General features: G+C 51.4%; 19 protein-coding genes and 2 pseudogenes. 14 read left to right on the forward strand and 7 right to left on the reverse strand.

Annotated elements, in window-relative coordinates:
- Window positions 1-31 precede the first annotated feature (31 nt).
- The 9 genes and pseudogenes from cheB to CXB77_RS09650 all read left to right on the forward strand — a co-directional run bounded on the left by cheB (window position 32) and on the right by CXB77_RS09650 (window position 9,481).
- The gene (cheB, locus tag CXB77_RS09610) at window positions 32-1,117 is read left to right on the forward strand and encodes a chemotaxis-specific protein-glutamate methyltransferase CheB (protein WP_105073713.1); all 1,086 of its coding nucleotides are present in this window, start codon (window positions 32-34) and stop codon (window positions 1,115-1,117) included.
- 46 nt (window positions 1,118-1,163) lie between these two features.
- Window positions 1,164-1,787, forward strand: a complete 624-nt coding sequence (locus CXB77_RS09615; RefSeq protein WP_105073714.1) for a HEAT repeat domain-containing protein — start codon at window positions 1,164-1,166, stop codon at window positions 1,785-1,787.
- 7 nt (window positions 1,788-1,794) lie between these two features.
- The gene (locus CXB77_RS09620; RefSeq protein ID WP_105073715.1) at window positions 1,795-2,640 is read left to right on the forward strand and encodes a CheR family methyltransferase; all 846 of its coding nucleotides are present in this window, start codon (window positions 1,795-1,797) and stop codon (window positions 2,638-2,640) included.
- On the forward strand, window positions 2,637-3,026 hold the full coding sequence (locus CXB77_RS09625) for a response regulator (RefSeq protein ID WP_105073716.1): 390 nt from the start codon (window positions 2,637-2,639) through the stop codon (window positions 3,024-3,026). The genes CXB77_RS09620 and CXB77_RS09625 overlap by 4 nt, the downstream gene beginning before the upstream one ends.
- Complete coding sequence (locus CXB77_RS09630; protein ID WP_105073717.1) at window positions 3,023-5,734, forward strand: chemotaxis protein CheA; 2,712 nt, start codon at window positions 3,023-3,025, stop codon at window positions 5,732-5,734. The genes CXB77_RS09625 and CXB77_RS09630 overlap by 4 nt, the downstream gene beginning before the upstream one ends.
- A complete protein-coding gene (locus tag CXB77_RS09635) occupies window positions 5,735-5,968 on the forward strand; it encodes a hypothetical protein (RefSeq protein WP_105073718.1) in 234 nt (77 codons plus the stop codon). It begins immediately after the preceding gene.
- A gap of 11 nt (window positions 5,969-5,979) precedes the next feature.
- Window positions 5,980-6,354, forward strand: coding sequence for a response regulator (locus CXB77_RS09640; RefSeq protein WP_105073719.1), 375 nt, complete (start codon window positions 5,980-5,982; stop codon window positions 6,352-6,354).
- A gap of 10 nt (window positions 6,355-6,364) precedes the next feature.
- Window positions 6,365-7,633 (forward strand): methyl-accepting chemotaxis protein, encoded by a 1,269-nt coding sequence (locus tag CXB77_RS23085; protein ID WP_105074021.1) that lies wholly within the window; start codon window positions 6,365-6,367, stop codon window positions 7,631-7,633.
- A gap of 73 nt (window positions 7,634-7,706) precedes the next feature.
- Window positions 7,707-9,481: pseudogene (locus tag CXB77_RS09650) on the forward strand (N-acetylglutaminylglutamine amidotransferase).
- Between the two features lie 8 nt (window positions 9,482-9,489).
- Here CXB77_RS09650 and CXB77_RS09655 read toward each other — a convergent pair.
- Window positions 9,490-10,181: pseudogene (locus tag CXB77_RS09655) on the reverse strand (succinate dehydrogenase iron-sulfur subunit).
- Between the two features lie 279 nt (window positions 10,182-10,460).
- Here CXB77_RS09655 and CXB77_RS09660 point away from each other — a divergent pair.
- Both CXB77_RS09660 and CXB77_RS09665 read left to right on the forward strand, forming a co-directional pair.
- A complete protein-coding gene (locus tag CXB77_RS09660) occupies window positions 10,461-11,720 on the forward strand; it encodes a sensor histidine kinase (RefSeq protein ID WP_172452617.1) in 1,260 nt (419 codons plus the stop codon).
- Between the two features lie 20 nt (window positions 11,721-11,740).
- Window positions 11,741-13,795: an EAL domain-containing protein gene (locus tag CXB77_RS09665; protein ID WP_172452618.1), complete on the forward strand. Its 2,055-nt coding sequence runs from the start codon at window positions 11,741-11,743 to the stop codon at window positions 13,793-13,795.
- Window positions 13,796-13,866: 71 nt separating this feature from the next.
- Here CXB77_RS09665 and CXB77_RS09670 read toward each other — a convergent pair whose 3' ends face one another.
- Window positions 13,867-14,082, reverse strand: a complete 216-nt coding sequence (locus CXB77_RS09670) for a hypothetical protein (RefSeq protein WP_105073722.1) — start codon at window positions 14,080-14,082, stop codon at window positions 13,867-13,869.
- A 150-nt stretch (window positions 14,083-14,232) separates the two neighbouring features.
- Here CXB77_RS09670 and sat point away from each other — a divergent pair, with 150 nt between their 5' ends.
- On the forward strand, window positions 14,233-15,420 hold the full coding sequence (gene sat / locus CXB77_RS09675; RefSeq protein WP_105074022.1) for a sulfate adenylyltransferase: 1,188 nt from the start codon (window positions 14,233-14,235) through the stop codon (window positions 15,418-15,420).
- Window positions 15,421-15,472: 52 nt separating this feature from the next.
- Here the strand turns inward: sat and gspG are convergent, their stop codons facing one another.
- The 4 genes from gspG to wecB all read right to left on the reverse strand — a co-directional run bounded on the left by gspG (window position 15,473) and on the right by wecB (window position 18,849).
- Entirely contained in the window at window positions 15,473-15,892 is a 420-nt protein-coding gene (gene gspG / locus CXB77_RS09680; protein ID WP_105073723.1) for a type II secretion system major pseudopilin GspG, read from the reverse strand.
- A gap of 63 nt (window positions 15,893-15,955) precedes the next feature.
- On the reverse strand, window positions 15,956-16,363 hold the full coding sequence (locus CXB77_RS09685; RefSeq protein ID WP_105074023.1) for a hypothetical protein: 408 nt from the start codon (window positions 16,361-16,363) through the stop codon (window positions 15,956-15,958).
- A 47-nt stretch (window positions 16,364-16,410) separates the two neighbouring features.
- On the reverse strand, window positions 16,411-17,679 hold the full coding sequence (wecC, locus tag CXB77_RS09690) for a UDP-N-acetyl-D-mannosamine dehydrogenase (RefSeq protein ID WP_105073724.1): 1,269 nt from the start codon (window positions 17,677-17,679) through the stop codon (window positions 16,411-16,413).
- A gap of 27 nt (window positions 17,680-17,706) precedes the next feature.
- A complete protein-coding gene (wecB, locus tag CXB77_RS09695) occupies window positions 17,707-18,849 on the reverse strand; it encodes a non-hydrolyzing UDP-N-acetylglucosamine 2-epimerase (protein ID WP_105073725.1) in 1,143 nt (380 codons plus the stop codon).
- Window positions 18,850-18,911: 62 nt separating this feature from the next.
- Between wecB and CXB77_RS09700 the strand changes: the two genes are divergently transcribed.
- Together CXB77_RS09700 and CXB77_RS09705 are read left to right on the forward strand one after the other, a co-directional pair.
- Window positions 18,912-20,135 (forward strand): TIGR04063 family PEP-CTERM/XrtA system glycosyltransferase, encoded by a 1,224-nt coding sequence (locus tag CXB77_RS09700; RefSeq protein ID WP_105073726.1) that lies wholly within the window; start codon window positions 18,912-18,914, stop codon window positions 20,133-20,135.
- A complete protein-coding gene (locus CXB77_RS09705) occupies window positions 20,132-21,298 on the forward strand; it encodes an MFS transporter (RefSeq protein ID WP_242445608.1) in 1,167 nt (388 codons plus the stop codon). The genes CXB77_RS09700 and CXB77_RS09705 overlap by 4 nt, the downstream gene beginning before the upstream one ends.
- A 1-nt stretch (window position 21,299) precedes the next feature.
- Here CXB77_RS09705 and CXB77_RS09710 read toward each other — a convergent pair whose 3' ends face one another.
- Window positions 21,300-22,130: a carbon-nitrogen hydrolase family protein gene (locus CXB77_RS09710; protein ID WP_105073727.1), complete on the reverse strand. Its 831-nt coding sequence runs from the start codon at window positions 22,128-22,130 to the stop codon at window positions 21,300-21,302.
- Window positions 22,131-22,268 lie beyond the last annotated feature (138 nt).

The raw sequence follows: 22,268 nt of genomic DNA on the forward strand, positions 1-22,268 counted from the left end.
CTGACAACTTATAAACTGATTGAGGCGCTTAGTGATTAAACTGCTGATCGTTGATGACTCCGCGCTCATGCGTCGTCAATTGACGACCATTTTTCAAGATGCAGGTAATTTTGAAATTCGCACTGCCCGCAATGGACGCGAGGCAGTGGAAGAAAATCGCATCTTTGCGCCGGATGTCATCACCCTTGACATCAACATGCCAGAAATGGACGGACTAACGGCACTGTCGTTGCTGATGGCTGAACGCCCCGTGCCGGTGGTGATGGTGTCATCGCTCACGGAAAAAGGCGCACTTGCTACGCTGGAAGCACTCAACCTCGGCGCAGTCGATTACATTCCCAAGCCCGGTGGGACGATTTCGCTGACCATTTCCGAAATCGAAAATGAAATCATCAGCAAAGTGCGGGCAGCAGCACGAGCGCGGCTAAAAACCACCCGCAGTTTGGCAGCGCGATTGCGCGACGATATGCGCAGTAAACCAGCGGAAAAACCAGCTCCAGCGCCAGTGTCGCGCCCATTGATTCGGCGCGGTGGCGTCCGCGATAAAGGCGTTGTTTTAATTGGCGTGTCCACGGGCGGACCGCGCACGTTAGAGGAAATTTTGCCGCTGTTACCAGCAGATTTCGCGTGGCCGGTGCTGGTGGCGCAACACATGCCAGCCAGCTTTACCCATCCATTTGCTGAACGGATGAACGCGCTCTGTCCGCTTACCGTGTCAGAAGTGAGTCGCCCAACGCCATTGGAAGCTGGCAACATTTATATTGGCAAAGGTGGTGCTGATATGGTGCTGGCGCAACGCACCAATAAACTCATCGCGCTGGTGCGACCAGAACATCCAGAATTTCTGTGGCATCCATCAGTGGAATTACTCGGACGCTCGGCGTTAGAACATTGCGATCCCGCAAATGTGATTGCCGTGATGCTCACCGGAATGGGTTATGACGGAGCGCAAGCATTCACCGATTTGAAACGACAGGGCGCACGCACCATCGCCGAATCGGAAGAAACCGCTATTGTTTTTGGAATGCCCGCTGAATTGATTGCGCGCAATGGCGCGACATTGACGTTGCCTGCTGATCGCATCGCGCTGCAATTGCAAAATTGGATAGAACGTTAAAATTTCTTTCGTGTTGCCTTGATTGAAATACAAACCAGAGACCGAAATGGCACTGACCAAAGCGGCGTTGCAGCCGACAACCACTGACGATGAACGGCAACATTCCCGCGATCAAGCCGGACTATTGCTGGCGCTTGCCGATCCCAGTTCGCTGGTGCGGCGCTGGGCGGCACGCGATTTGCTGGCATATCCCAATGCTTCAGCAGCACTCGTAGAGCGGCTACTGATCGAAACCGAACCGAGCGTGATTGAAGTGATTTTGACCACCTTGACGCGCATTGGTGACGAGTGCGCAGTGGCTGGACTCATCCGCTGTTTGCGCACTGAAAACGCGATGTTACGCAACGCAGCGATTGAAGCCATGAAACTGCTGCCGGACGAAGTCGCACCATTGATGGGTCGCCTGCTCAACGATGCTGATCCTGATGTGCGCATTTTCGCCGTCGATGTCCTCGAATCCTTGCGGCATCCGCAGGTAGAATTTTGGCTCATTCACGTCATCACCGAAGATGCACATCTCAATGTCTGCGGCGCCGCAGTTGATCTGCTCGGTGAAGTAGGTAGCGAATGCGCCCGCCCAGCATTACTGGCGCTAAAACAGCGGTTTACTGATGAACCGTACATTCAATTTGCCGCTGATTTGGCACTGACGCGGATCGCCGCAGGCTGACCAGAATATGGCCACGCCGTTAACTATTAACGATGAAGATTTTCTAAAATTCCGCGAGTTTTTCTATCGCAAAACCGGTATTTTATTTGAAGACAGTAAGCGTTATTTCGTTGATAAACGCTTATTGGAACGCATGACGGTCACTGCAAGTGAAAATTTCCGCAGCTATTTCACCATGCTGCGCTTTCAAGCCTCTGGCGAAGAATTGCAAACACTCATTAACACAATGACCGTTAATGAGACTTATTTTTTCCGTGAAGAATACCAGTTTCAATGTTTAGTCAATTCAATGTTGACTGAAATCATCGCGCATCGCACCACGACGACCCCAATTCGCATTTGGTCAGTTCCTTCCTCTTCTGGTGAAGAACCTTATGGAATTGCCATTTATTTACTTGAATACTGGTCACAATTAAGTGATTGGGATGTAGAAATCATCTCTTCTGATATTGATACCAGCATTCTCAATCGTGCCCGACAGGGTCATTATAGTCCGCGAGCAGTGCAATATCTGCCAGCGACACTTCTGAACAAATACTTTCATCATGATGGCGAGTATTTTCAGATTAATAAAGAATTGCGTGACGCGGTTGAATTTACTCGCGTCAATGTCACTGATGCGACTGAGATGCGTCTACATCGTTATTTTGACGTGATTTTTTGTCGCAATCTGTTGATTTATTTTGACGATCTGTCACGCAAACAAACCGCAGAATCTTTTTATGATGCCCTTAATCCCGGTGGATTCATTTGTTTAGGACATTCTGAATCGATGAGTCGAATTTCTGCATTGTTTCGTGTGCGCAAATTCCCAGAAGCAATTGTTTATCAGAAACCTTGGGGGGTTAAATGAAGCGCATTCTGGTCATTGACGATGCCGCAACTGTGCGCCTTTATCATCGTGGCATTTTGGAAGGCGCGGGATTTACGGTGATCGAAGCGGTCAATGGCTTAGAAGCATTGGAGCGGGTCGCCAATATGACATTTGATCTCTATTTGGTGGACATCAATATGCCTAAACTTGATGGCTACGGTTTTCTGCGTGAATTGCGCAGTAAAGATATTCCGCAAGCGCCAGCAATTATGGTTTCAACTGAAGCCGCTGCGAATGATCAAAAACTCGCTTATGCCAGCGGTGCAAATCTGTATCTCATTAAACCAGTACGTCCGCAGCGGCTGCTCTCACATGTGCTGACGCTGCTCGGATTAACGCTACCGAACCCGGATCATTTGTTATGAATCCGTTGCTTATTCAATTCCTAGCTGAAGGACGCGAGTTTCTCCAAAGCATTAGTGAGAAATTGCTGGCGCTTGAAAATGATCCCAGCGACAGCACCAGCATGAATGAGCTGTTCCGACTGGTGCACACGCTCAAGGGCAACAGCGGGCTATTCGATTTCCCAGAAATGAGCCGCGTTCTTCACGCCGCTGAGGATGTGATGGATGCCGCTCGCGCTGGGCAAGTGACATTTAGTCGGGCGCTGGCGGATCAATTGTTAGAGGCGATGGATTTCGTCTCCGGGTTGCTTGATGACATTGATGCAGCGGCGAGCGATCAACTGCCTTCAACCCATCAACACGCGACCGAAGCAGCTCGGCTCGGCGCAGCACTGCGCGGATTGATGACCCAATCACTGACGACGGTTGCTGCCGCTGCACCTGAATCCGTGAGCACCGCAGCGCCGCCAGTGGAAAATTCCGCGCCAGCGGAGTGGGTTGTCGCCATTTCCGAACCAGTGCGGATGGAGCTTTATCGTCGTTTAGACGCAGGCGAAACGCTGTACCGCTTGATTTATCAGCCAGAAGAAGATTGCTTTTTCAAAGGTGAAGACCCGTTTTTCCAAGTCATTCAATTGCCTGAAGTGCACTGGCAGCAAGTCACAGCGCGGGAAGACTGGTCGCCCTTGGCGGAACTGGACGCTTATCGCTGCATCCTACGTTTTGAGCTGATTTTAAGTGCTGATGCTGCGGATTTAGCCGAGCATTTTCGCTATGTTCCCGATCAAATTGAAATTTTGCCACTGAACGCAGCGATGCTGGTCGTGCCTACGGGACGCGCTCAGGCAGAACCGATGGCTGCCGATTTCGTGCGAGCAGCGCAAACAGCGTTGGCATCTGCGGATTATGTCGCGCTGGCGCAGGCCACGCGCACCTTGCTGGAACTTTCCGCGCCGGATTTGTGGATTGCCTCGGCGCTGCGTTGGCTGTTGTTATTGCTGGATTTACCGCAATCAGCCGATGACTGGTTGCAGTTGCTGTTGGCAGAAATTGGCAAGCATTTAGTCTCGCAACTCCCTTCCGCCCCGCTTTTTGCAAAGAGTGGAGTTAAATCTCCACTTTTACCAAGTGGGAAAGAAGAAAAGCCCTCCGTTGAAAAAGGAGGTTTGGGGGGATTCATCAGCTCTGACACGCTCTGGTCAGCGCAGGTGGTGCTGGAGGCACAACGCGAAATCCTCACGTTGCCTAATCATCCGCCATGGTTGAGCGGGCAATTAAAAGCAGTGGCAGCGAGCTTGACTGGCGTGTGTATCAGTCTCGGTCGGGAAGCGGAATTAATCACGCTGCAACAAGCACTTGAAACCGCGTTAACCGAAGCTGCGCCGCAAGCATTACTGACGTGGCTCGACCAACAAACGTTGCCACCAACAGAGCCGCTGCCGCAATTCGTACCCGCGCTATCCGTTGTTAAATCAGCATCTTCTGCGCCAGCAACACCTGCTGCACCCAAAGAGCCGGTGGCATTCAATCGTCGCGCCGAAGATCATCCGAGCAGTTCGCCAACGATCAAAGTTGAGCAAGTCAAAATCGACCGTTTGATGAATCTGATCGGCGAAATGGTCGTCGCAAAAAATGCGCTGCCTTATCTCGCCGGACGCGCTGAAAATGTGTTTGGTGTCCGCGAGTTATCCCGCGAAATTAAAAGCCAATACAGCGTGATCAACCGCATCGCCGAGGAGATGCAGGACGCGATCATGCAGGTGCGCTTGCTGCCAGTGTCCTTTGTGTTTCAACGCTTTCCGCGTTTGGTGCGGGATTTGGCGCATCGGCTGGGAAAAGAAGTGCGGCTGGTGATGGAGGGCGAAACGACCGAAGCCGATAAAAACATCATTGAGGCGCTCGCCGATCCGCTGATGCACATTGTGCGCAACAGCCTCGATCACGGTCTGGAAACACCGGAACTGCGCCGCGCTGCGGGCAAACCCAGCGAAGGGCGATTGACGATTCAAGCGCGGCAGGAATCCGACCGCGTGTTGATTGAAATCAGTGACGACGGGCGCGGCATTGATCCGATGGTGATTCGTCATAAAGCCTATGAAAAAGGCGTGATTGATGAAGCGACGCTGGAACGCTTGACCGATCAAGAGGCGATTAACTTGGTGTTTGCCGCAGGTTTTTCGACTGCCGAACAAATTACCGATGTGTCGGGGCGCGGCGTGGGCATGGATGTCGTGCGCGATGCGATTACCCGCGTCAATGGCACGATTGAACTGCGCAGCCAAGTTGGGCAAGGAACGCGAATTACTTTGTCATTGCCGCTATCAATGGCCGTGACCAACGTGATGATTATTGCGTCAGCGGGGCAGCGTTTTGGCGTTCCAATGGATGCAGTGGTGGAAACAGTGCGGGTTCCACGCTGCGCCATTCACACCATCAAACGCCGATTGACGACGGTGTTGCGGGAACGGCTGGTGCCGCTGGTGTCGCTTAATGAACTGCTGGCGCTGAATACGCTGCAACGCACGAATAGCGATGATGAATTTGCGGTATTGGTGGTGCGCATTGAGGGCGAATATCTTGGCATCATCGTCGATGATTGCCGCGAAACTGTAGACATTATCTTGAAACCGCTGGCAGGTTTTCTGGGCGCAGTGAACGGTTATGCGGGATCGGCGCTGCTCGGTGATGGCTCAGTGTTGCTGGTGCTCAATCCACGGGAGTTGTTGTAAATGCCATTTGAAGCGAAAAAAACTACGCTGATCGCCGGAGAATTATTAACAATTGAAGACGCAGAATCGTTATTGGAGTGGCTGCTGAAACATCCACGTGGTCAGCTTGATTTAACGGCGTGCACCCATCTTCACGCCGCTAATTTGCAGGTCTTACTTGCTGCTCGTCCAAAAATTGCTGCGTGGCCACAACACGCGCCGTTGGCTACTTGGCTACACACTGCGTTGAATTGAGAGAATAATTTATGGCAAAAACAATTCTGGTTGTTGACGATTCCGCCACGATGGTAATGAGTCTGAAATCCAGTTTAGAAATCGCTGGCTTCAAAGTCGAAACTGCGAATGATGGAGTGCAGGCGATTGATAAACTAAAATCCGGTATTAAACCCGATCTCATTATTACTGACATCAATATGCCCAATATGGGCGGTATTGATTTTATTCGCAATGCTCGTGCTTTACCGGGATTGCGCTTTACACCAATTCTCGCGCTCACCACTGAAAGCCAGCAGGAAAAACGCGATGAAGCGAAAAAAATCGGTGCGACCGGCTGGCTATTGAAACCGGTTGGCGGTACGGATTTAGTAAAAGTCATTAAACAAGTATTGCCGGGCGCGTGAGGTTGGAATGATGTCACAGCGTTATCAACGCCAATCCATTATTGATGCGAATCTCGTGCAAGCGAAATCATTGCAGCGAATGATGGCGGTATTCACTCTGGTTGGAACGGTAGTGCTGTCGCTGTTTATTTATTTTAGCCATGATTGGATTGTTGCTGAAGCCAATCGATTTGGCGTCAGCGATGAACTGTTTCATGCGCTATTCGTTGGCAGTGCGTTGCTGGTGACGAACTTTATTGCCGGTCTAATTTTTTTCGGATTAAACGCTCGCACCACTAGCACAATGGAACGCGCACTTAATAGCGTTAAAGAAGCATTGATCCGCGCAGAACACAAACACGATGCCGGAATTAAAACGCTGGTGCTCACGGTTAATCAAGATCAAGCAATGCAGGAGCAATTGAATGAGGCAGTGCGCGATACTGAAAATTCGGCATTGACGCTGGTTGAGCGGGCAACCAATCTTAATCAAGCAGCGAGTACGTTATTGAATTATCTCGATCATTCCGCTCGCAGTGCTTTGGATATGGAAGATGATATTAATCTTGGTGTTGAGGACATTACTGAAGTAGCCAATTTTGTGCAGGAATTGCCGCAGAAAATTAATGATGACATGCAGGCAATTCAGCACGTTTTGGGCAACATTCGCCAATTGGAAGGATTGGCAATGTCAATTAAACGCATCAGTAAACAAACCAATTTGCTGGCGCTTAATGCCGCAATTGAAGCGGCACGAGCAGGTGAAGCTGGACGTGGATTTGCTGTGGTTGCTGATGAAGTGCGGGCATTAGCGAATGATGCAGCAATAGCAGCAAATACGATTGAAGCAGGATTAAGTCAGGCGTTGGGTGCAGTTGAACACAATTTACAACTTGATTTACTTGGTGCTTCCAGTCAGCAATTAAATCGCGCCAATCATGCCGTTGAATCAATTCAACATCTCCGCGATAACTATGAAGATATGCGGCAATTTTATAAAACGCTATTTTCAGTGATTACCCAACATAATAAAGCATTGGCAGAACAGATTTCTGACATGCTGGGAATGCTGCAATATCAAGATGTAGTCCGGCAGCGCATCGAGCGAGTGCAGGTATTATTAACCCAGCGTGGTGAATTATTTAACGCCTGCGCCAGCGATGATAACGACGACAATTTATTCACGTTGCCAGATCAATTAACGCAAGTGCTGGAGAAGTATTTAGTGAACGAGGCGTGTCATTCTCGCTCAACCGCAAATAGCAATGCTCAAAATGAAGTGCGTATTGAATTGTTTTAACCTGAGTTGGTAGTTTTCAGGCGTCAGTTGCTAATGAACTGTTATTTAAAAACTGCCAATTGAGATTAAAACCATGTGCGGAATTTGCGGTGAATTGCGGTTTGATGGAGCGCCAGCCGATCTCGGCGCAATTGCGGCAATGTTGAATACTTTAACGCGACGCGGTCCTGATCACGGCGGGAGTTATAGCGATGGAGCGCTGGCGTTCGGCCATCGGCGGTTGGCGATTATTGATCTTTCGGTGCGTTCCAATCAGCCGCTGGTGGATGCGGCGTTGGGGCTGGCGCTGGTGTTCAACGGGACGATTTATAACTACCGAGCACTGCGCGGCGAGCTGCAAAACAAGGGCTATCAGTTTTTCTCTGAGGGCGACGGCGAGGTCATTCTGAAGGCGTGGCACGCTTGGGGTACGGATTGCGTCGCTCGTTTGCACGGGATGTTCGCTTTTGCAATTTGGGATGCGAATCAACGAGTTCTGTTTCTGGCGCGAGATCGGCTCGGCATCAAACCACTTTATTGGACGCAGCAGGGGCAAATTCTGCGATTCGCTTCTACACCGCAGGCGCTGCTCGCTGCCGGTGGCGTGGATACCAGCATCGACCCAATCGCGCTGCACAATTTATTCACCCTTCATGCCGTCGTTCCTGCGCCGCGCACCATTTTTAACGGCGTGCGCAAACTTGCCCCCGCGCATTGGCTCAAACTCGACGCCAGCGGCAATCACACCGAACAAGCCTATTGGCGACTGCAAGCCACGCGCCCCGAATGTGTATTGAGTGAACCCGAATGGCTGGCGGCAATTGCCAGCGCCCTGCGTGAAGCAGTGCGAATACGCAGCGAAGTAGCCGATGTGCCAGTTGGCGTATTGCTGTCGGGCGGACTGGATTCCAGTTTGCTGGTCGCGCTGTTGGCCGAAGCTGGCGCGAGCGATTTGCGCACCTTTTCTGTTGGTTTTGAAGACACGCCGGAGGAAGCGGGCAGCGAATTTCAGTATTCCGATCAGGTAGTTGAACGTTACGCCACCCAGCACCGCAAATTTTTAGTGCCCAATCAGCAGGTGCTGGCGCGGCTGCCAGAGGCGATTTCCGCCATGGCGGAGCCGATGTTTGGACAAGACGCAGTGGCGTTTTATCTGCTCGCCGAGCAGGTCTCGCGTGAGATTCGTGTCGTGCAATCGGGTCAGGGCGCAGATGAAGTATTCGGCGGTTATTTTTGGTATCCGCGCATCGCTGCCGAAACCAGCGGCAGTTCGCTGGAGCGGTTCAGCAAACATTATTTCGACCGCGATCACACAGAATATCTGCGTTTAGTGACAACCACTTACGGCGGCGCAGATCACACCAGTGCGTTAATTGCCGAGCGGCTCGCTGAACCCGAAGCCGATGAATTGATGGACGCAGTGCTGCGATTGGATGTGACCACTTTAATTGTCGATGATCCAGTCAAACGAGTGGATAACATGACAATGGCGTGGGGATTAGAAGCGCGAGTGCCATTTCTCGATCATCAATTAGTTGAATTGGCAGCGCATTGTCCACCAGCATTAAAACTAAAAAACGGCGGTAAATATCCACTCAAAATGCTGGCGCGGGGCATTCTGCCAGATGCAGTGATTGACCGCCCGAAAGGTTATTTCCCATGCCCGCGCTTAAATATGTGCGCGGGTCATTTCTTGAATTGATGCGCGATGCAGTCACTTCGCAACGCTGCCGTGAACGCGGTATTTATCAACCGGAATATCTCAATCAATTGCTCAATGCACCTGATATGCACCACACGCGCATTCAGGGAAATAAACTGTGGCATCTCGCATTATTGGAATTGTGGTTGAATAGCGTCGGCGTATGAATTGCATTTTACAATCCTTTATCGAGCATCAACGCCTTAATATGTCCAATTGCGCGAGTCGGATTGAGCAATTTTGGACACGCTTCAACGCAATTCATAATGCTATGACAGCGGAATAGTTTGTATGGACCAGCCAGCGCATCGAGGCGTTCATCACTCGCTTGATCGCGGCTATCCGCAAGAAAACGCCAAGCCTGTAACAGCGCAGCAGGTCCATGAAATTTATCTGGATTCCACCAAAACGACGGGCAAGCAGTGGAACAACAGCCACATAAAATGCACTCATAAAGTCCATCTAAACGCTCGCGCTGCGCTGGCGTTTGCAAAATCTCTTGTTCTGGCAAGGGATCATGCCGCACTAAATATGGCTTAATTGCTCGATATTGTTCATAAAACTGCGTCATATCCACAATTAAATCACGAATCACTGGACGCCCCGGCAATGGGCGTACTTGCAGCGGCAAACTCAGGTCAGCAATCGGCGTGATGCAGGATAAACGTTGTGTCCATTGACATTAACGCCATCAGAACCACAGACTCCTTCGCCACAGGAATGACGAAAACTAAAGGATTCATCCTGCTGCTTAATGGCTAATAACGCATCGCGCAGCATCATGCCCGGAACAATGTTGATGTCGTAATCCTGCATTAAAGGTGCGGTATTGGTATCTGGATCATAGCGATAAACGCTGATATTCATGTATTCGTCCTAAAAGTTAAGCGGCGAACGGTTAATGTGACTCGTTTGAGCTTTATTCAAATGGCAAGGATCAACGCTACTTCACAGTAAAATTGCGTTCTCGTCAATCTCATTGAAAGTGAACAAATACGCATGAATCTATTCGATGCTCGCACGGTTTTTTTGTTCCATGGCATACTTTCCGTTATGGTTTCTTTTGCCTTATGGGGGACATTAAAACGACGAAATATCCTCGGTTTATCACTATGGTGTAGTGCGTCGTTTATTCTTGGAATTGGCATGATTCTATTAGCTCTGCGCGGATTGCTGCCAGACGTGCTGAGTTTTACGGTTGCCAATGTATTTTTATATGGTCATACGGTTTTACGGATTCAATCAATACGATTGGTGCTCGGCACACCGGAACCAGCTTATCGCATTATTCTTGGCGTTCTGCTCTTTCTCAGCGTATATGAATATCTCAGGCTGGTGATTGGTGGTGATTTACTACGCTTTAGCTTTTCAGTTTTAGTATTTGCTTTAATGTCTCTGCGACTGGCGTGGTGGGCATGGCGTTTAGGGAGCCAAGAAAGTTTTCGTGGTGCACAATGGATTGCATGGGCTGCGCTATTACTTGCAGTCACATATGTTTTGCGTTTAATTAGTGTAGCAACTGGCATCGCAGAAAGCAGTATTTTAACCCGAGATTTAAATGCCTTTGTTTTCGGAACGGCAGGGATTTTTTCACTGGTATTTAGCAATGTTGGTTATCTCGGTATTGCCTTAGAACAATCTATTCGGAATCAAATCACGGCAGCAAAAGCGCAAGCGCGAGCCGAAGAAAATCAGCGTTTAAGTGAACAAATCGCCCAGCTCGATCGCCAGCGCAATCTCGGTATTTTATCTGCCTCACTCGGTCACGAATTGAATCAACCGCTGACCGCAATTCTCACCAACACGCAGGTTGCCGGACGCGGTTTGCGGCTTGGACGTTTTGATAAAATTCAATTGCTTGATTTGATTGAACGCATCGAAACGAATACCCAACGTGCTAGCCAAATTATCGAGCGCATTCGCAATTTTATTCGTCCAACCGGAACGCGCAGCACTTTAATTGACATCGAAAAACTGGCGCATGATGTGGCGGCATTGGTGGCGCATGAAGCGCAGCAGCGGCAGGTGCAATTTAATTTTTTACCAGCGTCAACGTTACTGCATGTGAATGGTGATTCGGTTCAGCTTTCACAAATCATTTTGAACCTATATCGCAATGCGATGGATGCGTTGATTGAATCCACTCAAGCGGAGATTCAAATTCACTTTGAAGAACGCAATGGACGGGTATTGCTAGCGGTGCGCGACAATGGTTCTGGATTAAATGCTGCTGCGCTTGCTCATGTAGGAGAGGCGTTTTTTACTACGAAAGACAATGGCTTGGGTATGGGATTATCAATTTCGCGTCACATCGCCGAGCAGCACGGCGGCACCTTGCGTTTAATCAACGCAGAATCTGGTGGCGCGTTAGCAATACTCGATTTACCTTCAAAGTCAATATCTTAAATTACATGGGAATTGCCTACATGAGCAGATGCGAATCGCTTTACTGTCCACACACGATCAATGACAACCTCGTCACGACACCCACAATGCGCGGGCGAATTATTTTGATTGATGATGATGCTGAAATTTTGGCTGCGATTCGTTCGCTGCTAGAACTCGAAGACTATATTTGCGAAACCTATTCCTCAGCATTGAGCTATTTGCGGGTTCAACGCACTGAACCAATGGATGAGTTCATTCCGTCTTGTGTATTGTGCGATGTCAAGATGCCGGAATTGGGCGGATTAGAATTGCAACGCCGTTTGGCTGAACACAACGACGCGCCAATGTTATTGATGAGTGGCGCAAGCGGTGCACAGGAAGTGACCGCTGCCTTTCGCGCTGGCGCAGTAGATTTTCTGCTTAAACCCATCGACATTGATGTTTTATTAGCGGCCATTGCTACTGCATTGGAAATCAGTTGCCAGCGGCGGCGCTGGCGTAACCGCAATACTGATCTCACCGCTCGTATTAGCACCTTAACAGAAGGTGAATGCCAAATTGCGCGGCTGCTGGCGCGAGGTCAATCGCATCGTGATATTGCGGAAATGCTCAATCTTCCGCTTGAATTGGTAAACGCGCAGCGCCAGCAAATCATGGCAAAAATGGGCGTTAAAACGCTGGTGGAGCTGGTGCGCGTGATTGATGACATCAATTTACATTTGACCGCTGAAGGTCAACCTCGCCGCGTGTGGGGAACGCTCCATGACGTCGCCAGCCAACAAGCGAAACAGGAAGAGTTTCAACAACTTGCGCATTATGACCATCTGACGCATTTACCCAATCGGCGGTTATTTCTCGAACGGCTGCATCAGGCGCTCGCCGACAGCGCCCGTCATCATGCTTGGGGTGCGCTGGTGTTTATTGATCTGGATAATTTCAAGCATATCAACGACCACTTTGGGCATGACGTGGGCGATCAATTGTTGCAACAGGTCGCCCAGCGGTTGCTCAGTTTTGTACGCGGTAACGATACGGTGGCGCGGCTAGGTGGTGATGAATTCGTTATTATCTTCAAATACTTAAATACAGATCATGTGCAGGCAGTGACGTATGCCGATCAACTCGGCAAGAAAATTCTCAACCTGCTCAATCCGCCTTATCTCATCGCAGGTCATGCGCATCAAAGCACTCCCAGCATCGGTATCGCGCACTTCAACGGACAGACTGCATCACTGGAAACCGTAATGAAACAAGCAGATGCAGCAATGTACCAAGCGAAAGAACGCGGTCGTAACTGCGTTTGTCATTTCGATACCAACTTGCAGGAAGCGTTGACCACCCGTGAGGCGCTGGCTGCCGATCTGCTGGCGGGTCTCGATTCCGGGCAATTTCATTTGCATTATCAAACGCAAGTGAATACCGACGGCAAAATCACTGGCGTTGAAGCACTGGTGCGCTGGCGACATCCTGAACATGGCTGGATTCCACCAGACGAACTAATTCCGCTGGCCGAACGCAGTGGATTGATTTTGCCCTTGACGCAGTGGATTTTGGAAACAGCCTGTCAGCAACTGTTTGAATGGTCAAGGATTCCAGCACTGGAGCCGCTCAATATGGCGGTAAACATCAGCACCCGCCAGTTTTATCACCCAGATTTTGTTGACACCGTGCAAGACATTCTCAAACAGTGCGGCGCAAATCCCCAACGACTCCGTTTAGAACTTACCGAAGACTTGCTACTGACTGATATTAAAAACAGTTTTGCCAAAATGACGGCATTAAAAAAGAGTGGAATCAGTTTTGTATTGGACAACTTTGGCACAGGCTACAGCTCGCTGTCGGCGCTGCGGCAATTGCCTTTGGATGGATTAAAAATCGCGCCAGATTTTGTCAATAACGTGCTCACCAGTCCCGGCAATAGCAGTTTACCAATTGCTTTAATTTCACTGATGCGTAGTCTGGGAATTGAAGTGATGGCGGAAGGAATTGAAAATCAACAACAACGTGAATTCCTTACCGAGCAGGGTTGTTTAACCTTTCAAGGTTATTTATTTGGCTATCCAACGCCAATTGAATCCTTGACGCTAAATTGAATGTTGACCAGCAACTTAATCCGCTGCTGCCAACCCTGCTCATTGCTTTTTTTACTCACAGGGAATGTTTATTAATCTTCGCCAATCACCCGTTCATCTCGCGGCGCTGACAACAGTTTTTCCGCTTCACCAGGTTGACTGGCAAACACCAGCCGATATTCCACTCCAGCACCGGTTTCCGCTTGGCGGCGCGTCCGTACCAAAGCGCGAGCGTCTTGATAATTCTCGCAAGTTTGCAAATGTGCGAGCTGGCGCGGGAGCGTGATTTGATACACAAAATAAGGCATGGTTGATTGATCCGTAGTCGTTGAATGACGAATAATTTTTTATTTTCGTCATAAATAGAACTTTGTAAAGCCGAATTGGCTGCCGTGATAAAGTTTAATGACCGCTCGCTGCGAGCGGATTATTCACTTGAGCACGAGGAGCGCCAGCGTATGATTAAACCTGTAGGTTCTGACATCTTAAAACCGCTGTTTGTTTACGATCCCGACGCGCATCACGCGCTGCAACACGAGGCAGAAACGCTACCGTCAGTCATCATCAGTTCGCAAGCAGCGGGCAATGCGGTGATGCTCGGCGCAGGTTATTTCAGTCCGCTGGCTGGCTTTATGACCGTTGCCGATGCCGTCAGTGTGGCGGAAACGATGCGCCTGACCGACGGGCGTTTTTTTCCCGTGCCATTATTGTGTTTAATCAATGATTTAAGCGCCATCGGCAACGCTCGGCGCATTGCGCTGCGTGATCCAAATGTCGAAGGAAATCCGGTGCTGGCGATCATGGACGTCACCGCCATCGAAACGGTCAGCGAGGCGCAGATGACGCTGATGACCGCGCAGGTTTATCGCACCCAAGACCCCGCGCATCCCGGCGTCGCGGCGTTCAATAGTCAAGGACGATGCGCGATTTCTGGCCCGATTCAGGTGCTAAATTTCTCGTATTTTCAAACAGATTTCCCTGATACCTTTCGCACTGCCGTAGAAATTCGCAACGAAATCGCCGAGCGCGGCTGGCAGCGCGTGGTCGCATTTCAAACCCGGAACCCGATGCACCTCGCGCACGAAGAACTCTGTCACATGGCGATGCAGCGTTTGAATTGCGATGGGCTGGTGATTCACATGCTGCTGGGCAAATTAAAACCCGGCGATATTCCAGCGCCGGTGCGCGATGCGTCAATTCGCAAAATGGTCGAATTGTATTTCCCACCCAATAGCGCAATGGTGACGGGATACGGTTTTGACATGCTATACGCGGGACCGCGAGAAGCCGTATTGCACGCTTATTTTCGGCAGAATATGGGCGCGACGCATTTCATTATTGGACGCGATCACGCAGGCGTTGGTGATTATTACGGCGCATTTGATGCACAAACGATTTTTGATGAATTGCCAGCGGGCGCATTGCAGATTGAAATCTTCAAAGCGGATCACACTGCGTATTCTAAAAAGCTCAATCGTGTGGTGATGATGTGTGAAGCGCCAGAGCATACAAAAGATGATTTCGTATTGCTGTCGGGAACGCGAGTGCGGGAATTACTCGGCAGCGGCATTGCACCACCGCCGGAGTTTTCGCGCCCAGAAGTAGCGCAGATTTTAATGGACTATTATCAATCGCTGGATGCGTAATTCTTGATTGAAAAATCTGCTGCATCAATCGCAATGATGCAGCAGATAAGGTCTAATCCCAGCTATGAATATCCGCATTCTCGCCCTCGCCACCATCGCGGTTATCTGCACCGAGTGACCACAGATCAACGCTGCCGTTTTCGCCCGGATAACGGTATTGATAATCAAATCCCCAAGGGTCTTTGGGTACATCACCCTTTTTCAAATAGGGACCATTCCAATTTGGCGCATCATTCGGCTTTTCCACCAAGGCTTTTAAGTCTGCCGGATAACGACCAATTTCTAAGCGATACAAATCAAGGGTTGCCACCAAATCGTTAATTTGTAAATTGGCGGTTTTGGTTTTAGAACTGCCCAAGAATTTCATTACCTGTGGTCCAACCAATCCGGCGAGTAAACCGAGAATGGCGAGCACGACCAGTAATTCAACCAGCGTGAAACCGCGTTTACGTTTTAATTGCAATGAACGCATTGAAAAACCTCTACTGAAAAGCGCAATTTTGCGCGATTGAATCCGTTGATTTAACGCAGTATGTTACCAACACGGCGTTAAAATACTTGACATCATGCCCATTGCATCGCCGGGCATAGGCGTTGGCATTCCGCCCCAGCCGCCACCGGATTTGAGCCGAAGCACATATTCCGCCCATTGTAATGAACGCGGCAAATAACCGGTTTGCGCAGCGAGTAAATGTAATTCATTGACAAAGGTGCGATCGCAAACAGTTTCGGGAATCGGCGCGGCAGTGCATAAGTCGTGGCGCATACAGGCAGCATCAAAAATATCAATTGGCGGCAGCGCCATTCCAGATGGATGTCCGGGTCCGCACCAATTGCCGTAAATGGGCAAGCATTTGAAAGCGTGAGCGGCGTTGATTGGGAATAGTGCCATTAAAAATAATAGGGTAATAAAAGTCGTCAAACGAGTGAAAAAATGAAGCATTTCAATTCTCCAAAATGTTTTAATGCTTTGTAATAACGCCGTGTGTTTTAGCGCCATAACCCACAGGTATCAATCACGATTTTTTCCTGCAGTATCTGCCGCGACAACTTCTGAAAACGGCGGTGCGCAACCAAACCCAGCACGATGTCGGCTTCAGCCAGCGCGTCATCCGCGCCGCGCAATTCCACGCCCGCCTCCGCCAGCGCCTTCGGCAACACGTCAATATGCGGTTCCACCGCCAGCACCCGTCCAATGCGCTCGTGCGCGAGATGCAGCGCAATTTCGACCGCCGGACTTTCGCGCAGATCATCAATGTCCGGTTTATACGCCAGCCCAAAACAGGCAATCGTTGGATTTTGAATTCGCGCCGCTTTCGCTCGCGCTTTGGCGACGACCAACTCCGGTTTCGCGGTGTTGACCTCGCGGGCAGTACGAATCAGCCGACTTTGCTCCGGCGCAGAATGGACGATGAACCACGGATCAACGGCGATGCAGTGTCCGCCCACGCCGGGACCGGGGCGCAAAATGTTGACTCGCGGATGGTGATTGGCTAGTTGAATCAGCTCCCAGACATCGACGCCGAGATGGTCGCAAATCTGCCCCAGCTCGTTGGCCAGCGCGATATTGACATCGCGGAAAGTGTTTTCAGTGAGCTTGGCAAGTTCGGCGGTGCGGCTGTCGGTGGTTAAGACTTTACCGGCAACAAATTGATGATAAAAATCCGCTGCCGTTGCGGTTGACAGCTCGTCAACTCCACCCACAATCCGATCATTATCAACCAGTTCGCGGATAATTTGCCCCGGCAGCACCCGCTCTGGGCAATGCGCGACGCGGATCATTGCGGCAGCATCGGCGGTGTCATTGCCGCGCCCCGGCAATTGGAGATCGGGGCGCTCTTCTGCCAGCCACTGCGCCACTAATTCCGTCGTGCCCACCGGACTGGTGGATTCCAAAATCACCAAATTGCCGGCGACAAGATAAGGCGCAATCGCTCGCGTCGCTGCTTCGACATAAGTCAAATCCGGTTGATATCCGTCCTTAAACGGTGTCGGCACAGCGAGAATGAACACATCCGCTGGCGCAGGCTGCGTTTCAGCTTTGAGTCGCCCGCTTTGCACGGCGGATTTGACCAAAATATCCAGCTCCGGTTCGCGGATGTGAATGCGCCCTGCGTTAATGGTTTCAACCACTTGCGGCGTGACATCGACGCCATGCACGTCGAAACCTTTGCTGGCGAGCAAGCTGGCGGTGGGTAAACCAATGTAGCCCAAACCCATGACACAGAGTTTGCGGAATTGCGGGTCGATATGGCTCATAACATGCTGTTCCTATTTTAGAAAACATCAGATTGAAAATCGCTCGCGCAGCGTCGTCACAATCCGCGCTGCTGCCAGACCGTCACCGTAGGGATTATGCGCCCGCGCCATCGTCTGATAATCCGCTGGATCGTCAAGCAGGCGCGTCGTTTCGCGGACGATGGCGGCAGGATCAGTGCCAACCAGTCGCACCGTGCCTGCGTCAACTGCTTCTGGGCGCTCGGTCGTGTCGCGCATCACTAAAACGGGTTTGCCGAGCGACGGCGCTTCTTCCTGCACGCCGCCAGAGTCGGTAATCAAAATATCAGCGCGATCCATCAGCGCGACAAACGGCAAATAATCTAGTGGCGCGATGAGATGGACGTGATTTGCTGCGCCGAGCAGTCGCCGCACCGGTTCCTGCACGTTGGGATTGAGATGCACGGGATAGACAATCTGCACATCTGGGCGCTGCGCCAGAGTCGCCAACGCCTCACAGATACGTTCAAAACCAGCGCCAAAATTCTCGCGCCGATGACCGGTCACCAAAATTAAGCGGCGCGTCGCATCCAGAAAATTAAATTGGCTTAACAACCGCTGGCGCAGTGCGTCATCCGTGCGCAGCCGCTGCACCACATCAAGCAGCGCGTCAATCACGGTATTGCCAGTGACGTGGATGCAGTCATCATTCACGCCCTCGCGCAGCAAATTGGTACGCGCCTGCGCGGTCGGCGCAAAATGGAGCTCAGTGAGTTGTCCGGTTAGACGCCGGTTCATTTCCTCTGGCCACGGCGAATAAATGTTGCCGGTGCGCAAACCGGCTTCGACATGCCCAACGGCAATGCGCTGATAGTACGCGGCGAGCGCAGCAGCGCAGGTGGTCGTAGTGTCGCCATGTACCAGCACCAAATCTGGTTGAAACTCCTGCAACACGCCGCGTAAGCCGAGCAGCACATTGGCGGTGATGTCGGTTAAATCCTGTCCCGGCTGCATCAGATTCAGATCAAAATCCGGCTGAATCGCAAAGAGCTGCAACACTTGATCGAGCATTTGCCGATGTTGCGCGGTGACGCAGACGCGGCTCTCAAACATCGCGTCAGCCGCAAGTGCCTGAACAACGGGAGCCATTTTGATCGCTTCGGGGCGTGTGCCAAAAACGGTGAGAATTCGCGGTTTAATGAAACAAGACATGGCGCATCCTTTCCGAATAAAAATGTGAATTGTGAATTAACCAATCAAAAGCCTAAACACTCATGCGTATTCTGCACATTTTGGATCATTCATTACCGCTGCATTCTGGTTATACCTTTCGCACCGCCAGCATTTTGCGGGAACAGCGCCAGCGTGGCTGGGACACTTGGCAGTTGACTAGCCCGCGCCAAACAGGTTGTAACGTGCTAGAGGAAAGTGCCGAAGGGCTGCATTTTTATCGCACTGCTGCGCCGTCGAGCGCACTCGGACAATTTCCGCTGCTGCGTCCTTGGCTGGAGATGCGGCAGACCGAACTGCGTCTGCTAAAACTTGCGCAACGTTTGCAGCCAGATGTACTACACGCGCATTCGCCGGTTCTCAACGCCATTCCTGCGCTGCGCGTTGGACGCCGTTTGGGGCTGCCGGTGGTCTATGAAATCCGCGCTTTTTGGGAAGATGCTGCAGTCGATCACGGCACCACGCATGAAGGAAGTTTGCGGTATCGCGCCACTCGTGCGCTTGAAACTTGGGCGCTCAAACGGGTCGATCACGTTTTTACGATTTGCGACGGGTTGCGACAGGACATCGTGGCGCGTGGTCTTGCAGCAAACAAAATCACCGTGATTCCGAATGCGGTGGACATTGAGCGTTTTCAGCTTTCTGGTGAAGCCGATGCCGCATTAAAACAACAGCTTGGGCTTGATAACGCCATCGTGCTCGGTTTCGTTGGCTCTTTTTATGCTTATGAGGGACTTGATCTGCTGCTCGATGCCCTGCCGCGCTTACGCCACAGTCATCCCAATTTGCGCCTGTTATTGGTTGGCGGCGGTGCTCAGGCTGCATCTTTGAAAGCACAGGCGCAACGTCTCGGCATCGCCGATCAAGTGATTTTTACCGGGCGCGTCCCGCACAACGAAGTCAGCTGCTATTACGATCTCATTGATTTACTAGTTTATCCGCGCCATTCGCTGCGACTCACCGAATTGGTGACACCGCTTAAACCACTCGAAGCAATGGCGCAAGGGCGCATTTTTATTGCTTCTGATGTTGGCGGACACCGCGAACTGATCCGCGATGGTGAAACGGGCTGGCTGTTTCCTGCTGGTGATGTTGCCGCCTTAGCCGCAACTATTGCGAAGACGCTTGACCAACGGGCAGAGTGGCCAGCGTTGCGGCAAGCAGGTCGCCGTTTTGTTGAAGACGAGCGCAATTGGCGACGCAGTGTTGGATATTACGCAGCACCTTACTTGCGCTTGGCTGAACAATTGCGGAGCGACATCTGTTGAAAACCACAAACCGTTCTATTCTCGGCGCGATCAGCGTTGCGCACCTGCTCAACGACACCATGCAATCGTTGATGATCGCCATTTACCCGCTCTTCAAAACTGAATTTCAGCTCAATTTTGCGCAGATCGGCTTGATTACCTTGGCGTTTCAATTCACCGCCTCGCTGCTGCAACCGCTGGTTGGCAGCTACACCGACCGGCATCCGCAACCCTTTTCGCTCGCCGCTGGCATGGCGTGTACCTTTTGCGGATTACTCACGCTCTCGCTGGCGAGCAGTTTCCCAATGTTGCTAATTGCTGCCGCGATGGTCGGCAGCGGCTCGGCAGTGTTTCATCCCGAAGCCTCGCGGGTAGCGCGAATGGCGTCTGGCGGACAGCACGGTTTGGCGCAATCCATCTTTCAAGTTGGCGGCAACACCGGCGCAGCAATTGGTCCACTGCTCGCAGCTGCGATTGTGTTCCCGCACGGACAACGCAGTATCGCGTTCTTTTCAGTGCTGGCGCTGGTGGCGATGTTCATTCTGACCGGTGTCGGCATCTGGTATCGCAACCAAAATCGCCAACCCAAAGCACCGCTCACTGCGCCAGCGTTATCACCGCTGACCAAACGCCGCGTACTGCAAACGCTCGCGGTGCTGTTAGCGCTGATGTTTTCCAAATTTTTCTACTTCGCCAGCATCAGTAGCTATTTGATTTTCTACCTGATTCAGCACTACGCCCTCAGCACCACGCAAGCGCAGTATCAACTGTTTTATTTCTTTTTCGCCGTCGCAGCGGGAACGCTGCTCGGCGGTCCGATTGGCGACCGCATTGGACGGCGACAAGTGATTTGGGCATCAATTTTGGGCGTGGCACCGTTCACGCTGCTGCTGCCGTATGTGAGTTTGGAGCTGTCGGCAGTGCTGATTGTGATCATCGGCTTCATGCTGGCGTCCGCATTTCCGGCGATTGTGGTGTATGCGCAGGAACTGCTGCCCGGGCGCATCGGCACGGTCTCAGGGCTATTTTTCGGCTTGGCGTTTGGATTGGCGGGAATTGGCGCAGCAGTGCTGGGACAGGTGGCGGATCACTGGGGCATTGAAACGGTATATCAAATTTGTGCCTTTCTCCCGCTGATCGGGCTGCTCGCAGTCTGGCTGCCCGATTTGCGTGAACGCGGTTGAATCAAAAAGTGCAGTGCAATCGGCGGTGGTGAATGGTCGGAAAATTGCGGCGAATGGACTCCTGAAATTCACGGTCAACCGCGCAGCAAATCACGCCGCGTCCGCGTGGCACCTGCGCCAGCACGGTTCCCCACGGATCGACAATCATGCTGTGCCCATGCGTTTCGCGTCCGTTGAGATGAAATCCGCCCTGCGCTGCAGCGACGACATACGCCAGATTTTCAATTGCCCGCGCCCGCACCAGCGTTTCCCAATGCGCCTTGCCGGTGATCGCAGTAAATGCTGATGGAATTGCCAGCACTTCCACGCCAGCATCCAGCAGCGTCCGAAATAATTCGGGAAAACGCAGGTCGTAACAGACCACCACGCCCAGCCGTCCGAACGGACTGTCAATCACCACGATCTGCTCGCCGGGTTCAATCGTTGCCGATTCGTGATAACGCTCATCGACGCCCGGCAGCGTGACATCAAACAGGTGAATTTTGTCGTAGCGAGCAACCCGTTCGCCGCGGTCGTTGTAGACCAAACAGGCAGCGCGAACTTTGCTGGGATCATTGGCTACCAGCGGAATCGTGCCGCCGACCAGCCAAATCCGCTGCTGTTTGGCGACCCGAGCGAGAAAGGTTTGCAATAGACCCTCGCCATCGGGTTCACGCTGCGCCAGTTGATCTTGATCGTGCTTGCCCATGAACGCGAAATTTTCCGGCAGCACCACCAGCTTCGCGCCACCGTCCACTGCTTCTTTAATTAGTCGTTCGGCTTCGCACAGGTTCGCGTTGACATTGGGGCCGGTCGCCATTTGTACCGCACCAAGTTTCTGTTTTATCGTCATAAATTATACTCGTCGCCAAATCCAAACCCGCTGATGCAGATCGACCGTAAACGCGATTGCGCTCGCAACCGCTTGATTGTTGCAACAATACCACTCGCATCGCTGACCGCAAACCACCAGCGTCTGGCTCAATGCTGA

The organism is Chromatium okenii (assembly GCF_002958735.1).
Classification (GTDB): domain Bacteria; phylum Pseudomonadota; class Gammaproteobacteria; order Chromatiales; family Chromatiaceae; genus Chromatium; species Chromatium okenii_A.

What these genes read in the sequence shown, in the direction of transcription:
- CXB77_RS09615 (WP_105073714.1), top strand. Translation starts at nt 1,164, where the DNA reads ATGGCACTGACCAAAGCGGCGTTGCAGCCGACAACCACTGACGATGAA.
- CXB77_RS09620 (WP_105073715.1), top strand. Translation starts at nt 1,795, where the DNA reads ATGGCCACGCCGTTAACTATTAACGATGAAGATTTTCTAAAATTCCGC.
- CXB77_RS09625 (WP_105073716.1), top strand. Translation starts at nt 2,637, where the DNA reads ATGAAGCGCATTCTGGTCATTGACGATGCCGCAACTGTGCGCCTTTAT.
- CXB77_RS09630 (WP_105073717.1), top strand. Translation starts at nt 3,023, where the DNA reads ATGAATCCGTTGCTTATTCAATTCCTAGCTGAAGGACGCGAGTTTCTC.
- CXB77_RS09635 (WP_105073718.1), top strand. Translation starts at nt 5,735, where the DNA reads ATGCCATTTGAAGCGAAAAAAACTACGCTGATCGCCGGAGAATTATTA.
- CXB77_RS09640 (WP_105073719.1), top strand. Translation starts at nt 5,980, where the DNA reads ATGGCAAAAACAATTCTGGTTGTTGACGATTCCGCCACGATGGTAATG.
- CXB77_RS23085 (WP_105074021.1), top strand. Translation starts at nt 6,365, where the DNA reads ATGTCACAGCGTTATCAACGCCAATCCATTATTGATGCGAATCTCGTG.
- CXB77_RS09660 (WP_172452617.1), top strand. Translation starts at nt 10,461, where the DNA reads ATGATTCTATTAGCTCTGCGCGGATTGCTGCCAGACGTGCTGAGTTTT.
- CXB77_RS09665 (WP_172452618.1), top strand. Translation starts at nt 11,741, where the DNA reads ATGAGCAGATGCGAATCGCTTTACTGTCCACACACGATCAATGACAAC.
- CXB77_RS09670 (WP_105073722.1), bottom strand. Translation starts at nt 14,082, where the DNA reads ATGCCTTATTTTGTGTATCAAATCACGCTCCCGCGCCAGCTCGCACAT.
- sat (WP_105074022.1), top strand. Translation starts at nt 14,233, where the DNA reads ATGATTAAACCTGTAGGTTCTGACATCTTAAAACCGCTGTTTGTTTAC.
- gspG (WP_105073723.1), bottom strand. Translation starts at nt 15,892, where the DNA reads ATGCGTTCATTGCAATTAAAACGTAAACGCGGTTTCACGCTGGTTGAA.
- CXB77_RS09685 (WP_105074023.1), bottom strand. Translation starts at nt 16,363, where the DNA reads ATGCTTCATTTTTTCACTCGTTTGACGACTTTTATTACCCTATTATTT.
- wecC (WP_105073724.1), bottom strand. Translation starts at nt 17,679, where the DNA reads ATGAGCCATATCGACCCGCAATTCCGCAAACTCTGTGTCATGGGTTTG.
- wecB (WP_105073725.1), bottom strand. Translation starts at nt 18,849, where the DNA reads ATGTCTTGTTTCATTAAACCGCGAATTCTCACCGTTTTTGGCACACGC.
- CXB77_RS09700 (WP_105073726.1), top strand. Translation starts at nt 18,912, where the DNA reads ATGCGTATTCTGCACATTTTGGATCATTCATTACCGCTGCATTCTGGT.
- CXB77_RS09710 (WP_105073727.1), bottom strand. Translation starts at nt 22,130, where the DNA reads ATGACGATAAAACAGAAACTTGGTGCGGTACAAATGGCGACCGGCCCC.